Source organism: Rhodanobacter lycopersici, from assembly GCF_040812335.1.
GTDB lineage: Bacteria > Pseudomonadota > Gammaproteobacteria > Xanthomonadales > Rhodanobacteraceae > Rhodanobacter_A > Rhodanobacter_A lycopersici.
In genome coordinates, this window is record NZ_JBFOHK010000005.1 from 85,136 (window position 1) to 101,157 (window position 16,022).

10 protein-coding genes are annotated in these 16,022 nt (G+C 67.7%); all 10 read right to left on the reverse strand.

Annotated elements, in window-relative coordinates; genetic code table 11:
• Position 1 precedes the first annotated feature (1 nt).
• A complete protein-coding gene (locus ABQJ54_RS16550; protein ID WP_367855428.1) occupies positions 2 to 1,204 on the reverse strand; it encodes a hypothetical protein in 1,203 nt (400 codons plus the stop codon).
• A complete protein-coding gene (locus ABQJ54_RS16555) occupies positions 1,201 to 2,370 on the reverse strand; it encodes a glycosyltransferase family 4 protein (protein ID WP_367855429.1) in 1,170 nt (389 codons plus the stop codon). Before ABQJ54_RS16555 ends, ABQJ54_RS16550 begins: the two co-directional genes overlap by 4 nt.
• Complete coding sequence (locus tag ABQJ54_RS16560) at positions 2,367 to 3,008, reverse strand: polysaccharide deacetylase family protein (protein WP_367855430.1); 642 nt, start codon at positions 3,006 to 3,008, stop codon at positions 2,367 to 2,369. Before ABQJ54_RS16560 ends, ABQJ54_RS16555 begins: the two co-directional genes overlap by 4 nt.
• Complete coding sequence (locus tag ABQJ54_RS16565) at positions 3,005 to 4,177, reverse strand: glycosyltransferase family 4 protein (protein ID WP_367855431.1); 1,173 nt, start codon at positions 4,175 to 4,177, stop codon at positions 3,005 to 3,007. Before ABQJ54_RS16565 ends, ABQJ54_RS16560 begins: the two co-directional genes overlap by 4 nt.
• Positions 4,174 to 5,289 (reverse strand): glycosyltransferase, encoded by a 1,116-nt coding sequence (locus ABQJ54_RS16570; protein ID WP_367855432.1) that lies wholly within the window; start codon positions 5,287 to 5,289, stop codon positions 4,174 to 4,176. Before ABQJ54_RS16570 ends, ABQJ54_RS16565 begins: the two co-directional genes overlap by 4 nt.
• 8 nt (positions 5,290 to 5,297) lie before the next feature.
• A complete protein-coding gene (locus ABQJ54_RS16575; RefSeq protein WP_367855433.1) occupies positions 5,298 to 6,653 on the reverse strand; it encodes a phenylacetate--CoA ligase family protein in 1,356 nt (451 codons plus the stop codon).
• Positions 6,650 to 8,200 carry an oligosaccharide flippase family protein gene (locus ABQJ54_RS16580; protein WP_367855434.1) on the reverse strand — a complete coding sequence of 517 codons (1,551 nt, stop codon included), beginning with the start codon at positions 8,198 to 8,200 and terminating at the stop codon, positions 6,650 to 6,652. Before ABQJ54_RS16580 ends, ABQJ54_RS16575 begins: the two co-directional genes overlap by 4 nt.
• Complete coding sequence (locus ABQJ54_RS16585) at positions 8,197 to 9,630, reverse strand: O-antigen ligase family protein (protein ID WP_367855435.1); 1,434 nt, start codon at positions 9,628 to 9,630, stop codon at positions 8,197 to 8,199. The genes ABQJ54_RS16580 and ABQJ54_RS16585 overlap by 4 nt, the downstream gene beginning before the upstream one ends.
• A 76-nt stretch (positions 9,631 to 9,706) precedes the next feature.
• Positions 9,707 to 10,825 (reverse strand): glycosyltransferase family 2 protein, encoded by a 1,119-nt coding sequence (locus tag ABQJ54_RS16590; RefSeq protein ID WP_367855675.1) that lies wholly within the window; start codon positions 10,823 to 10,825, stop codon positions 9,707 to 9,709.
• Positions 10,826 to 10,867: 42 nt separating this feature from the next.
• Positions 10,868 to 15,922: a non-ribosomal peptide synthetase gene (locus ABQJ54_RS16595; protein ID WP_367855436.1), complete on the reverse strand. Its 5,055-nt coding sequence runs from the start codon at positions 15,920 to 15,922 to the stop codon at positions 10,868 to 10,870.
• Positions 15,923 to 16,022 lie beyond the last annotated feature (100 nt).

Below are 16,022 nucleotides of genomic sequence, written 5' to 3' on the forward strand. Positions count from 1 at the left end.
GCTACTCCGGCGCCTCGCGTGCGACGGTTGCCGATCCGCTGTGCGAGCGGTGCGGCGGTGGCGGCAGCTCGAAGTCGCGCCAGTCGTCCGGGTTGCCCGCCTTGCCGGCCTCGGCCGCCTTGATGATGTTGTACATCTCGCGCGCGGTGACGTAGTGCAGCACGTGGTTCGTGCCGTCGTTGTACGCGCGCTCCAGGTGTGCATGCATGCGCTCGGCCGCCTCACCCAGCAAGGTATCCATGTCGCGCTCCTGGGTGCCGTGCGTATGCACCTTGACGAAGATCCACTCGGGCCGGCCTTCGACATGGATGCCGGTGCGCACCCAGTGGTCCACCCGCGCCGGCGTGGGCGGGCAGCCGCGGCGAACGTCGGAGTTCTCGATGCGCGGCACCAGGCCAAGCCGGCGCTCGCGCCAGTTCAGGCCCAGCGGTCCCTGCACGATCATCAGATCGCCGCTGGGCATGCCGCCCGTGCGCACCGGCACGCCGGTGTCGTGCGATTTCGGGCGATCCGGGTCGTCGGTGGCGTAGTAGATGCTGTTGACCATCCGCGTCTGCGTGTCGCTGGGCGCGGAAGGCAGGGTGAAGTCGGCGTAGCAGCCCAGTTCGCGCAGCAGGATCAGCTCGTTGTTGAGGCCGCACCAGCGGCCGTCGGCACGCGAATTGTCCAGGCACCAGTTGCCGTGGATGAAACCGAAGCGCAGCTGGCCGGTCTGCGGATCGCGCGGCAACGCACCGTGGCGCTCGTGCAGCAGCTGGTTGAAGCGGGCCATGGTGGCGATGAAGTTCGCCGGTGTGTCGTTGTCGTGGTGCAGGTGGATCTCGATCTCGCCGTAGCCCTCGGCGCAGAGCGCGGCGAGCTTGTCCAGATGCTCCTCGACGTATTCCTCCTCCGGGTAGAAGAAGCTGTGCTGTGGCGGGCGGCCGTCGGCATCGCGGTGGCGATCGGCGAGGGCACGGTAGTCGCGGCACCAGCGGTCGACGCGGGCGCGCTGGGTGGCCAGGTCGACGCGGCCCCAGTTCGGTTCGAAGTGGTCGACGAAGCAGAACATCACGTGCACCGGCCCGTGGGCCGGGCGCGGCGGCGGCCGCCGGCGCAGGTAGCTGCCCAGCCAGATCTGCATGTTGCGCGAGCGGATCGCCAGCGCCACCGCAACGACGGCGAGCAGCACCAGCACGGCGAGAACGGTAAGCACGGCGATCATGGCTGCGCCTCCGGCAGCAGGCCGAGCAGTTGCTCGGCGTTGTTGCGCCACTGGCGCTCGCGCACGATGTACTCGCGCGCAGCCGTGCCGACACGCCCGCGTTCCGCAGGTTGCGCGGCCAGTTCCAGCACACGCTGCACGCAGGCCTGCAGCTGGCGCTGCGGAAACAGCCAGCCGGTGCGGCCGTCGTCGACCACCTCGGCCACCGGTGCGTAGTCGGGCGCGACCATGGCCACGCCCATCGCCATGAACTCGAACAGCTTCACCGGCGAGCCGTAGTGGTTGGAGTCGGGCAGCACCGCGTAATCCATGCAGGCGATCCAGGAAGGTATCTCCGAGTGTGGCACGCGTCCGGGCAGCAGGATGCGGTCGGTCAGACCGCGCGTCTGCACCAGTGCGCGCACCTCGGGCAGGCTGCGGCCGTCGCCGACCAGCAGCAGCACCAGCCCAGGCGCCTCGGCCAGCCGCGCGGCGATCGCCTCGACGAAGCCGTTGACGCCGTGCCAGTGCACGAACGCGCCGACGTAGCCGCACACCACGCGCCCCGCCACGCCGCGTTCAGCGCGCAGCCGCTCGCGATCGTGCCGCACCGGATCGAAGCGGGCGAGGTCGGCCGCATTGGGCGAGACCACCGAAGGGGCGATGTCGCCGTAGGCCGCCGTGGCCTGTTGCTGGAAGTAGCTGGAAATGAACACCAGCCCGGTCGCGCGGCGCAGGCACCAGCGCTCGATGCGCCGCGCCAGCGACTTCAGCCACAGCGGGCGCACCCGCTCGACCAGCGCCGAGTCGTTGATTTCCAGGATCACCGGAATGCCGCGTCGCCGCGCCAGCCACACGGTGGCGAACAGGAACAGCGAATAGCGCTCGTAGACCAGTTGCGGTTCGAATCGCGCGAATGCGCGGCGCATGCGCACCAGGGTGACCAGGTTGTAGCTCAGCTCCAGCGCCTCGAACAGCACGCCCGGCATGCGCGAAACCAGTGCGCCGATACGGCCGCGGCCCCTGGACCGCGCCACGCCGTGGACCTGCTCCTGTTCCGGGTCCGCGCCCGGGAAGGACATCACGCTGACCTCATGGCCCAGCGCGCGCAAGGCGCCGACCACGCCACGGATGTGCACGCCCTCGACGTCGCGCCCGCGCGTGCGGTGGTGGTAGAGGATCCTCATGCCGTCACCGCCGGCAGCGCCCGCAGCTGCCGCCCGGCGGCGCGCCAGCCGGGCAGCATCCGCGCCAGCACCTGCGCCGCGCAGCCGCTGTCGTCGTGCATCAGCAGCACGTCGCCATCGGCAGGCGGCCGTTGCTCCAGTCGTGCGGCCAGTTCCGCGGGAGGGTGCGGCTGGTAATCCAGGCTGTCATAGGACCAGTAGGCCAGGTTGCGGCCGCGTCGCGCAAAGGCCAGCAGCAGCAGCAGCGACACGTCGCCGCGCGGCGGGCGGAAGCGGTGCGGGCCGGCGTGATCGAAGCCTTCCAGCAGGCGATCGGTGCGTTCCACCTCGTCCAACTGTTCGCGCAGGCCGAGCCGGTGGAACAGCGGGTGACTGTACGAATGATTGCCCAGGGCATGGCCCTCCGCCACGATGCGCTCGACCAGCGCGGGATGCTGCTCGATCCGCTGGCCGACCAGGAAGAAACTGGCCCGCGCACCATGCCTGGCCAGCAGGTCCAGCAGCCGGGGCGTGTGCTCCGGATGCGGGCCGTCATCGAAGCTGAGATAGAGTGCCCCCGGCTCGCGCGGGCCGTGCACCAGCACCAGGCGCTCGGGCAGCAGGCCCAGCAACTGCTGCCGCGTGGGTCTGATCCTCATCGCAGCACCTCCGCGCCGGCCCCGGCACGCGCCGCCTGCTGCAGGATGGCGTCGAGTTGGTCGATGTTGGCCTCCCAGCTGAAGCCGCGCGCGTGTTCCGCGATGGCTGCATGATCCCATGCCTGTGCCGATGCCTCGGTCAGCGCGCCGGCCAGCGCGGCCCGGTTGCCCAGCGGCACCAGTCGGCCGGCGTGCGCTGGCACCACCTCGGGAATGCCGCCCACTCGCGTGGCCACTACCGGCGTGCCGCAGGCCATCGCTTCCAGTACCACGTTGGGCACGCCTTCGTTGTGGCTGGGCAGGCACAGCAGGTCGGCGGCGCGGAACCAGTCGGGCAGCGATTCGTGCGGCATCGCGCCGGCCAGGCGCACGCGCGCCTCGATGCCAAGCGCGCGGGCGCGCGCCATCAGTGCCCCGCGACACGCACCTTCGCCCACGTAGACCAGGCGTGCCTGCGGCTGCGCAGCGGCCATCACCGCGAAGGCCTCCAGCAGGTCGAGGCAGCCCTTGCTCTCCTTGAGATTGCCCACGTAGAGCAGCAGCGGTCCAGTGGCGTCCTGCAGACCGAGCCGTGCGCGCGCCGCGGCCTGGTCGCCGGGGGCGAATCGTTTGCCGTCGACGCCGTTGTAGAGCGTATGCACGCGCGATGCGTCGACGCCCAGCGCGACGGCCTTGGTGGCCAGCGCCCGACTCACCGCCACCACCGCGGTGGCGGCGCGCAGGCTCGCCCCGATCTGCGGCCGGCGCAGGACGTGGGTGGCCTGCACGTTGAGGTCGCTGCCGTGCACCTTCACCACGTACGGGATGCCGAGCAGGCGCGCCAGCCAGCCGGCCGCCACGGCGTCGGGATAGGCCCAGCTGGCCAGGATGCAGTCGTAACCGGCCGCGCGCAGCCGCCGGCCGCGCTGCAGCAGCAGCGACAGCAACCAGCATGCCGCATGCAGCGCGCGCCCCAGTCGAGGCGGATAGACGAACACGAAATGATCGATGCCGAGTCCCGGCACTTGCACCTCGCCACGCCGGCCGCGCAGTCGCTCGCGGAAATCCACCGCGGTCAGCACGTCCAGCGCATGACGCCGGCCCAGCCGCTCGAACTGCTGCCGGTTGAACGCGCCACGCAGCGGATCCCAGGGCGTGGGGAACAGGTTGGTCAGCACCAGCACTTTCATGCGCCTGGCTTCCGCGGGTCGTAGAGCGCGGCATAACGCACCGCCATCGCCTCCAGCGAGCCGCCGGCCTCCATCATCGCGCGGGCAGCCGCGCCGTACCTGGCGGCGCGATTCGGCTCGCGCAGCAGGAGCAGGATCGCCTCCGCCAGTGCATCGGCATCGCGTGCCGGCACCATGTAGCCGGTGCTGCCGTCGCGCACGATCTCGCGATTGCCGCCGACGTCGGTGGCCACGATCGGCAATGCGGTGGCGGAGGCTTCCAGCAGGGCCATCGAATAACCCTCGCTCACCGAGGACAGCACAAACACATCCAGCCCCTGCAGCAGATCGCGCGCATCGCTGCGGTCGCCGAGGAAATGCACCGCGCCGGCCACGCCCTCGTCGCGTGCGCAGGCCTCCAGTTCGGGCCGCAGGTTGCCGTCGCCGATCAGCACCAGGGCACTGTCCGGCAACTGCCCGTGCACGCGGCGGAAGGCGCGGATCAGGCCGGCCTGGTCCTTGGCCCAGTTGAGTCGTCCCACCGTGCCGACCAGGCGTGTCTGCGGCGACAGCCCAAGCGCCTGGCGCAGGTGTTCGCGTGCGGCCGGCGAAGCGACGGTGAACTCCTGCACGCGCAGGCCGTTGGGCACCACCCGCAGCTTGCGGCGTGGCACCAGGCCATGCTCGATGGCGCCATCGCATGCCGCTTCGCAGACCATCGCCACCGCATCGGTACGCACGAGGCTGGCGCGATAAAGCATCTCGGCGCGGTTCCAGCGCTGCATGCCGCCCATGCCGTGGCGGGTGTTGATGACCCTGCCCACGCCCAGCCCGAGGCTGGCCAGCACCGCCAGGTAATGTGCCACCGCGTTGTGGCTGTGCAGCACCTCGGTGCGGTGGGCGCGGATCAGTTGGCGCACGCGCGACAGTGCCTTGAAATCGAAGCCCTTGCGCTTCTCGCAGGCATGTACCGGGATGCCTGCGGCATCCAGTTCGTACGCCAGCGCGCCACGCTCGAACAGGCATATCACCTGGCAATGGTGGCCTTGTTGCTGCTGCAGCTTGACCAGATCGAGCACGACACGCTCCAGCCCTCCGCGATTGAGGTTTTCCACGACGTGGGTGATGTTCATCGATGCGTTCAGGCTGGCGGTGTGGTGAGGGCGGAAACGGTGACGCGCAGCTTGCCGCTGGACGTCAGGGGAATGTCGTCGACGATGCGGCAGTCGAGCGCGACGCTGTCGCCAAGCACCTTGGCCAGTTCGCGGCGGATGTATGTCATCGAAGCGTCATCGAAGCGCCCGTCGCAGACCAGCGCCAGTTCGAGCCGGTCGAGCTGGCGCTGGACGAGCTGGAAACGGCGCAGGCCCGGCACATCCTTGAGCATGTGCGGGAAGAACTCGCCGGGCAGCAGGTGGCCGGCAGGCGTGCGGATCGCGTCCAGCTTGCGGCCGTCCACGTGCGCCAGCAGCGGCAGGCCGCGCCCGCACGGGCAGGTTCCGGCGCTGGCGGTGGCCAGGTCGCCGTTGGCGTAGCGCAACAGCGGCATGCCGTAGTTGGAGAGGTCGGTGAGCAGCACCTCGCCGCTGGCGCCGCTCGTCGCCGCGCCGTGCAGTTCCACCACCAGATGGTCGGCGTTGACGTGCAGGCCGTGCCGCTGTTCGCACTCGGACGCGATCAGCATGACCTCGCGGCAGCCGTAGGTGTTGTAGGCCGGACAGCCGAAGGCGCGCTCGATCAGCTCGCGCTGGAAATCAGGCAGTGCCTCGGCTGCGCCGAGCACCGAGACGGGCCGCGCCACCTGCCGTCGGTGCTCCAGCAGCCATTGCGCGAGGCGCACCAGCGGGCCGACGTAGCCCACGATCACCTCCGGCCGGTACGCGTCGATGGCATCGGCATACTCGCCGAGGTTGGCGTCGGTCATGTGGAAGCTGTTGAGCATGCGGCGTGCGAACGCGGCGTGGTAGAGCCGTTCCTTCAGCTGCTGCAGCGGGCGCGGCTGGCCTACCGCGCCGCCCCATACGAACAGGGTGCGCCGGCCCATGCGCGCGCCGGCCCAGTCGTAGCCGCGCCACATCACGGCGGTGCGCCGCTCGTTGCTCTCGCGGGTGTAGCCGAAGCGCATCGGCTGGCCGGTGGAGCCGCCGGTGGCCTTGTACAGCAGGCGGTCGTGCCAGCCGTCGGCCTTGAACTCGTCGAAGTGCGCGCGGATCTCGTCCTTGCCCAGCACCGGCAGGCGCGCGTAGTCGTCCAGGCTGCGGATGTCCGCTGCGGCGATACCCAGCTCGCGCCAGCGCCGGCGGTACCAGGGCACGTGTTGTTCGCAGTGCTGCAGCAGGCGCTGCAGCCGTTCCCACTGCAGGACGCGGATCTGCTCGGGTGCCAGCCACTGGTCGCGCTCGTAGCCGGCGAGCCAACCCAGGGTGCGGCGCCGGCGCAGGCCGGTTTCGTAGGCCGGGTAGAGCACGTGGCGGAACAACCGCTCATAGGCACTCATGGCTGCTGTCCCGCACGCGCGCCCGACCAGTCCAGCAGTCGCCCCAGCAGCAGCGGGCGTCCCGCCGCGAAGCGCCGGTGCAGTTCCTTCAGTTGCTCGATGTCCGCGAGTGTCCAGCAGCGCAGCCACAGGGTGAGCAGCGCATAGGCGCCGACCAGCAGCGGCCCGCCCAGCACCAGCGTCGCCAGTGGCGGCAGGTGCAGCAGCAGCACCAGCGAGGCGGCCGCGCCGGCCAGCACGGCGGCCAGCACGATGCGCGCGAGCCGGCGCCACTCCAGTGGCAGGCCGCCGACACGCATGCCCAGCAGCAGATAGGCGGAGGAGCTGACCAGCGCGGCGATGACGATCGCCGCCATCGCACCGTGCAGTCCGAAGTGGCGGATCAGGGTCACGTCCATGGCGATCTTGAACACGCCGAACAGCAGGGTCAGGGACAGGATCACGTGCTGGCGGTCGGCGCTCACCAGCAGGCTGGTCGCGCCCTGCGCCGAGGTGTTCAGCGCGCTGGCCAGCATGCACAGCGCGAATACCGGCGCAGCGGCGGCATAGGCCGTGCCGTACAGCAGCCCGATCACCGCGGCGGCGAAGCAGGTGCCGAACGCCACCACCGGCGCGCCGAGCAGGGCCAGGTAAGAGGTCACCGCCACGAAACGGCGACCACCCTCCGTACGTCCCTCGCTCAGTGCCTTCGCCATCATCGGCAGCAGCACCGCGCTGAACACGCCGGGCACCAGCAGCATGATGCCGCTGGCCAGCTGGTAGGCCACCTTGAAGTAGCCCGCGGCGGTGGCGCTGGCGAACATGTTGAGGAACAGGATCTCCACGTCGCTGGCGATCAGGAAGCTCACGATGATGGTCAGCGAGACGATGCGCAGGTGCCGGCGAATGCGTTGCAGCAGCTCCGCCGGCAGGCTGCCGATGCGCGGCAGCGGCGCCAGCAGCCGGTGCACCTGGTACTGCGAGGCAAGCAGGAATACCGCACTGGAAATCGCGTACATCACCACGAACCAGAGGATGTCGCCATGCAGCAGCATCGCGGTGACCACCAGAACCAGGTTGGTCGGTGCGGCCACCAGGGTGATCCGGGCGGTCGCGTCGAAGGCCTCGAAACCCTTGGCGATCGCCACGTTGAACATGTACGGCGCGCGCATGCCCACCGCGGCCGCGAGCAGCACGAATTCCAGCGTGTCCAGCTCGGCGGCGTAGCGGTGCCCGAGCAGTACGAACAGGCCCAGGCCGATGCCCAGCACCACCAGCAGGTGCCAGCGCTGCACCCGGCGCATATAGGCGAGCATCGGCCGGATCAGTTCCGGCTGCCGGCTGCCGCGCAGCTCCGCGACGAACTTGATCACGCCGGTGGTGATGCCCGAATTGGTCACCACGATGCCGATCGCCGCGAACCAGATGAACAGGCCGTAGATACCGTAGTGACGCGGCCCCAGATGGCGCGCGATCAGCACTGCGCAGACCATGCCGAGGAAGTACTCGACATAGATCCCCAGCGAGGAGAACAGCGTGTTGCGCAGGGTGAGGGAGCGCGGGGTCATGACATTCGCAACAAGACGGCCACCAGCACATAGAGCGCTGCCACGACCACCAGCGCGATCGGCAGCCAGCGCCAGCCGCTGACCGAGAGGGTGAAACGCGGCAGCACGTCGTGGCGTTTACGCATGCTGGAATAGTGGCCCACCACGATCGCGGCCAGCGTGTAGAGCATGATGTTGTAGCTGCGGCTGAGGAAGAACGCGGCCATGAAGAAACCGCACAGCGCGCAGAACAGGGTCAGCGACAGCGCTTGCTCGGCCCGGGCCTGGCGATCCTCCGCCGCGGCGGTCGCGCGGTCCGCCACGGTTCCCGAACCACTCGCCGCGGCGATCTGCCCGCGCGCCACAACAGGCCGGCGTTCCTCCACGCCGGCACCGGCGGGCAGTGCCGGCAGCAGCGCCAGGCGTGCCGTCGGCCGCGCCGTCGCCACTGCCCGCGCCGATGCCTGCACTGCCCTGGCCAGTCCGGACTGCAGGCGCAGCAGGCGCCACATCATCCAGAAGCAGTAGCCGACGAAGGCCAGCCAGATCACGAAACCCAGGAAACCTGTCTCGGCCAGCACCAGCACGAAGGAATTGTGCGCGGTCAGCTCGTTGTAGTCGGTGAAATTGCCGAAGCCCACGCCGAACAGCGGATGCGTCTTGAACATGTCCAGTCCCTCGTACCACGCGTCCACGCGGCCGAAGGCGGACGCTTCGTCGGGGTCCAGATCGTTCATGCGCGTGGATGGCATCAGCATCAGTCCGACCAGGCCGACGAAGCCGAGCGATCCGGCGGTCAGCAGACCCCGCTTCTGCCACAGCCAGACGCCGCCCATCAGCAGCACCGCCAGCTGGGTGCCGCGCGACTTGGTCAGGTAGACGCCGGCCAGCAACAGCAGCGCGCCGGCACGCCAGAACCAGCGGCCGAGGAAGCTGGCGCGCGAGGCGAGGCAGAGCACCATCGGCAGGGCCATCACGAACAGCAGGCCGAGATCGTTGGGGTCGTTGAAGATGCCCACGTAGCGGATGCGCCCATCCTCGCCCAGGGTCATGCCGGTCCAGCCCACGCCGTGCTCGGCCTGTTGCACGCTGTGCAAGGCCAGCACCATTGCGCACAGCCCGATCACCGCGAACGTGGTGGCGGTGCGGCGCGGGTCGTCGATGGCGCTGGCCAGCACGAAGAACACGATCAGCGACGGCCCCATCTGTTCGAGCACGTATTCCATGCCGCCGGACCAGCCAGTGACCACTTCCGAGGCCATCGCGATCAGGATGAACACCGGCAGAAGCAGGAACTGCGGCGCGCCGGGCGTGCGTGCGCCGCGCAGCAGCCAGCCGACGAAGGCCAGCAGCAGGGTGACCGACATCACCGGCAGGCCCGCCATGCCCGGCAGGAAGTCCTGCGGACGGACGATCGCGAAACCCAGGTACACGAGGATCAGCAGGAACATGAGTACCACCTGCAGGATGCCCCTGCCGCCGGACTGCGGCCCGGCGCCACCGGATCGATCCGGCTGCATCGATTGTTCACCACAGGTGCAGCCTCCGATTGCGCGCGAACGCCAGCAGCGCCTGTGCGGCGAACAGGTTGAGATAGCAGAAGGCGGTCAGCAGCCGTACCGGCAGGCGTCCGCCCAGCGCCGGCAGCAGGCGTCCCGCCACCACCGCGGCCAGCCCCGCGGCCAGCCCCAGCGCGGTTACCGCGAACAGCGCATGGCGCGTCGCCAGCAGCGCCGCCGAGAGTCCGAGCGCCAGCAGCAGCCACGGCGCCAGCAGGCGCAGCAGCTTGTGGCTGATGAAGCGGAACCATAGCGGATTGCGCCATGGCAGCAGCAACCAAGGCGCCAGTTGGACCAGCTGGTAGTTGCCGGCCAGTGTGCGGATCTTGCGCCGTTGCTCCTCGCACGGCTGTTGGGACGGACGATCCCACGCCAGCGCCAACGGCTCGAACACCACGCGTTGCCCTTGCGCCGCAACGCACATGGGCACTAGCAAGTCATCGAGCACGGTGGCCACCGGCAGTGGCTGAAACAGGCCGCGGCGCATGGCATACAACGCACCACTGACGCCAATGGTCGAGCCAGAGCCGCTTTCGTTTTGGCGGATCAATTTCTCGTAACGCCAGTACGCATCCACACCACGTGCAAAACCCGTGTATACGTCCTCGAACAACAGCTCGCCACTGACCGCGCCCACAGTGTCATCGGCGAGATTCGCCACCAGTTCGCGTAATGCCTCCGGCGCCAGCCGCTGGCGCACGTCGGTCAGCAGCAACACTTCACCCTTGGCCACGGCAATACCGTCATTGAGGCAGGCAGCCTTGCCGCGACGTTCAGCAAATTCCAGTATCTGCACCCGCGGGTCGCCAAATTGCCGGCACTGTTCGGCGCTGTCATCCCGACAGCCATCGCAGACGATGACGATATCGACAAGCTGGCGTGGGTAATCGAGTGTCTCGATGTTGGCCAGTTTGGCTGCTATCTGCGCCGCACCATCGTGCACGGCAATCACCACGCTCACCGTTGGCGCTATTGCCTTCTTGCATATCGGCCGCGGCATCCAGCGCGCCAGCAGCCACACGCTCGCCGGATAGCCGGCAAACACATGCACCAGCAGCAAAGCGCTGGCCCAGAACACGATCTCCATCACACCTGTCACGACATCCGCCCCCTTGCAGTCGTGTGTACCTCAACCAAGTCCGAAGAACCTGCGCAGGCGTGCTCCCAGCGAGACGTTCTGCCGGCTTGGTGCGGCCCCCATTTCGGGCAACTCCAACGCCAGCGAAGCAAGTGTGCTGGCAGCCACGTCAAGCAGATTGATCCGTACCCCGGTCTCGCGCTGCACACGGGTGACAAACTCCACCGCAAGCAGGGAATGCCCACCGACATCGAAGAAATTGTCGCTGCTGCGAACGTCCCTGGCGCCAACGAGGTCACGCCAGATTTCCGCTAGATAAGCTTCGCGCTGGTTGGAAAATGGCGATGCCGGCGTTTCCACTTGGCCGGCATGCGCCATGAAATCGACTGCGGACGGCTCAGGCAATGCCTTGCGATCGATCTTGCCATTGGGCGTCTTGGGCAAGGCATCCAGCAGCTCGATGTGCTGGGGCAGCATGTAGGCGGGCAAGCGCGTGCGCAAATGCTCGCGCAGAGACCGCGCCATATTCGCCCGATCGCCGCCGACCACGGCATACAGCACCAGGCGCAAGTCATTGTCGCCAAAGCGATGTGCTATCACGACGCATTCGCGCACGGAAGGGTAGCCGTCCGTGGCGGCCTCGATGTCGCCCGGCTCGATGCGGTAGCCGCGGATCTTGATCTGATTGTCGGCACGCCCGTGGAAATGCAGTACGCCATCGCGCCAGGTGCCCAGGTCGCCGGTGCGATACATGCGCGCAGCGCCACCGACGAACGGGTCAGGAAGAAAACGCTCGGCGGTCAGGTCGGGGCGATGCAGGTAGCCGTCGGCCACGCCATCGCCGCCGATCCAGATCTCGCCGATCAGACCCGGCAGTACCGGTTGGCCATGCGGGTCGAGCACGTAGATGCGGGTATTGGCGATCGGCTTGCCCAGTGGCGCTACCGTTATCCCGGGTTCGATGCGCGCCACTGTCGACCAGATCGTGGTTTCGGTGGGACCGTACAGATTCCAGAATTCGCGGCAGCGTCCGGCGAGACTGTTCGCCACTTCCAGCGGCAGGGCCTCGCCACCCACGAAGAGGCGCAGGTCGCGCACCGCATCGTCGCGCCCGGTATCCATCAGCAGTCGTAGTAGCGAGGGGGTCGTCTGCAGCACGTTGCAGCCGCCGCGCTCCATCAGATCCCACAACAACTGCGGTTCGTGGCGCTCTTCCTCGGTGGCAATCACCAGTCGCGCGCCCACGACCAGGGGCAGGTACAGCTCCATCCCGGCAATGTCGAACGACAGCGTAGTCACCGCGCACAGCACGTCGTCGGGGCCAAAGCCCGGCTCTCGACTCATGCCGAGCAGGAAGTTAACCAGGTTGCGATGGGTGATGCCCACGCCCTTGGGCTGGCCGGTGGAGCCGGAGGTGTACAGCACATAGGCCAGGTCATCGCCCCGCACCAGCGGCAACTCCACCCCATCCGCAGGCTCGGCGACCAGCGTATTCACGTCCAGCAGGGTGCGACCCATGGCCACCGCCGGCAGCAGCAGCTCGGCGCTGGTCACCAGCACATGCCGCAGGCCCGAATGTTCGGCCATATGCTGCAAGCGCTCGGCCGGAAACTCCGGGTCCAGCGGTACGTAGGCCGCGCCGCTGCGCAGTACGCCAAGCACGGCAATCAACATCTCCAGGCTGCGCGGCACGCACACGCCGACCAGCTCGCCACGACCGATGCCGCGTCGGCCCAGCGCTGCGGCCAGCGCATGCGTGGCCTGATCCAGCGCGGCGCAATCCATTGCCCTCCCGCCACATTCGACGGCAATGCGTTGTGGTGCTCGTCGCATTTGCGCCTCGATCAGTGCCGTTACGCCCTGCTCGCGGTCGTACGGCATGGCGGTCGCGTTCCATGCTTGCAGCACCTCGGCGCGCCCGCTGGCACCCAACAGATCGATGTCAGCCACCGTGCCACTGATCGCGGCAGGGGTGTCGCCCAGCCCGGTGATATCGTGGAGCAGAGCTTCGTAGAACCCGATCCAGCGGCGCACGGTCGACGCGTCATAGCGCGCAGTGGCGTAATGCAGGGACAGCGCAAGCGTCTCGCCGGTATCGCTGAAGTTGAAAGACATATCCCAATCCAATGCGGCGCGCGGGCACTCGCGCAACGCATGGGTCAGCCCCTCAAAGGCAACGGAAGCTGCCCGCGGCAACAGGGTGAACTCCACTCCAGTCAAGGCTGCCTCACCACTCGTGGCGCGCAAGCCCAGCATCCGCTGGATAGCTGTCAGCGTCGTATCCTGGTGCGCGGCCGCGTCGAGCAGTGCCGCATGGGTTCGGCTGACCAGTTCGCCAAGCGGCCATTCTGGTTCGACCCGCAGGCGCAGTGGCAACCCACTCACACCATCGCCCATCAATGCCTCGTCGCCAGCGAGCGCCAGACCGGCAAACGGCACGGCAACTGCAAAATCGTGCTGACCGGACAGCCGCGCCAGCAACACGCCAAGGCCACTCAACAGCAGACTGTACAGGCTCACCCCGCGTTGGCGCGCTGTGGTTCTCAATGCGTCGCTCAGGGCCGGCGCGAATTCATGCCGCGCGGTGGCGGCGGCATAATCCGGCTGTTTCGGTGCCGGTCGATCGGCGGGCAACCGCAATGCTGCGACTGGCGCGGCGTATACCTGCCGCCAGTAATCGAGGCAGGTCGCAGTGGCGCCACCCATGCGACGTGCACGCGCATCGATCACGTAGCGTCGGAACGACGCTGCCGGAGCAAGCTCCGGCTCGCGGCCGGAGGCAAGGGCGTTATAGCAAGCCGCCAGTTCACCGACGAATACCGCCAGCGACCAGCCATCCATGACCAGATGATGCGTGATCACGTGCAACGCATGCCGGCACTCGTCCAGCCGCACCAGGGTGAAGCGCACCAGCGGCGGCTTGGTCAGGTCGAACGGCTGGCGAATCTGTTGCTCGCAGAAAGCATCGAACCGCGCCTCCGCAGTCGCCGATGGCTCGGCATGATCCAGCTCGGCAAATGGCAATGGCACTTCCGCGTTGAAACGCTGGCTGCTTCCATCGGCCGCGAAGCTGAAACGAAGCGATTCATGCCGTTGCCATACCCTCTCCAGAGCCTGCCTGAAGGCAACCGGATTCAATACGCCGTCGAGGCGTAGCACCGACGACTCGTTGAACGCCAGCGACGCCATCCCGCCAAACTGGCTGGCAAACCATTTCTCCATCTGACCGTCACTGAGCGGTACGTCCAGAGGCAGTCCGGTTCGCTCCAGATCCGCGTCTGCCGTCATCCCCTCGACACTGGCCGCAGGTGTCGTCGGCGAGGAGGACACAGACAGCGACAGCTGTGCCTGCTGGCGCGATGTCGGATATGCATAGACCGCCGCCGCACTCAACGCAGACCCGGCAAGCGCACGCCATCGCGTGATGAAAACCATCACCAGCAGCGAATCGGCGCCGCGGTCGAACACATTGTCGTCGACGCCCAGGTCAGGCGCCGCCAGCAGTTCGCGCCACAACGCCACAACGCGGTCTTCCGGCGCTGCGCCGAACGGCATCGGGACGACACCGACCTCGGCAGCAGTGGCGGATTCGGCTTCCAGCTGACGCCGATCAATTTTTCCGTTCGGCGTCAGCGGCAGCCCGTCGCGAAAAATGATGCCCTGTGGACAGGCGTAAGCCGGCAACCGCGCAGCAAGATGCCGGTCAAACTCACCACGCAAATCTGCCGCCGGCGGCGCATCTCTGGTCAACAAGACATGGGCAACCAGACGTCGCCCCGTCGGCCCGGACGGCGCAACCACCGCGACGTCACGCACGGCGGGATGCGAAGCCAGCGCCGCCTCCACCTCGCCGAGCTCAATGCGGTAGCCCGCCACTTTGACCTGTTCGTCGAGCCGGCCGAGGAACACGATGCGGCCATCCGTTTCTTGACGTACCCGATCGCCGCTGCGATAGACCCGTTCCTCCACGCCATCGATACCGCGGATCCGCACAAAATGCTCGGCATTGAGTTCCGGCCGGTTGATATAACCATCGGCAAGCGTCTCGCCGCCAATCAGCAGCTCGCCTTCAATCCCGTCAGCCACCAACTGCAAATGCTCGTCGGCTACATGCAGGCGTACATGCGAAAGCGGGCGGCCAATGTCGGGCAGCTCGGGCCAGAGCATCGGATCGCCATCCAGCGGATTGCTGGTGACGAAGACGCAGGACTCCGTGGGACCGTATTCGTTGTAAAGGGCGGCGCCAGGCAGGGCAGCAAACAATTGGCGGATCGCCGGGGTGATCGCCAGCGCTTCGCCACCCGTTACCACCTCGCGCAGCGACTCGGGCAGCACGCCACCGTCGACATAGGCCTGCGCCATGGCCCGCAGTGCCACGTATGGCAGGGCGGTGCGTTCAACGCGTTGCTCGCGCAACATCTCCAGCAACCGGAACGGGTCACGCCGCTGCGGTTCGGCCGCCAGCAACAACGTTCCCTCCGTAGCGAAGGTGGCAAAGATGTCACGCACCGAAGGGTCGAAGCCAAGCGTGAAGAATTGCAGCATCCGCACGGGCTGGCCCAGGCGCGGATGATGCAGATGCCACGCCACCAGATGTTGCAGCGCGCGTCGCGACAGCACCGCGCCCTTGGGTCGGCCGGTCGAGCCGGAAGTGAACAGCACATAGGCCGGCAAGTCGGCATCTGCCACCACGGGCTCGGCCAGCGCTTCGGCGGGGCCCGTCATGGTCGATTCAACGACAGCTAGATCGAGTGAGCGCAGTACCTCGCTGGGCGCACCCGGCACGATCACGGCCAGCCGTGGCCGCGCGTCCTCCAGCATCTGGGCGAGGCGCACCGGCGGATAGGACAGGTCCAGCGGCAGGTACGCCGCACCCGCGGCATACACAGCGATAATGCTTACCACACTCTCAACGGAGCGGTCGCAAGCCACCGCCACCACGTCTCCGGGAACCACGCCAGCAGCCACCAGTTGCCCGGCCAGAGTCAGCACGCGTGAGCGTAACTCGGCGTATTTCAGCGCGTACGTGTCATCCGCCAATGCCACGTGCCCGGGAACCACATGAGCCTGGTACAGAAAGCCCAGCGTCAAACCATCAGCATCCATCATTTTCCCCTGTCTGCAGGCATATCCGGCGCCACCGGCCGAACTGCTCGCCAATACAACCCCGACTGCTGCGGCGCACAGATGCGGCCTGCAGGAATAC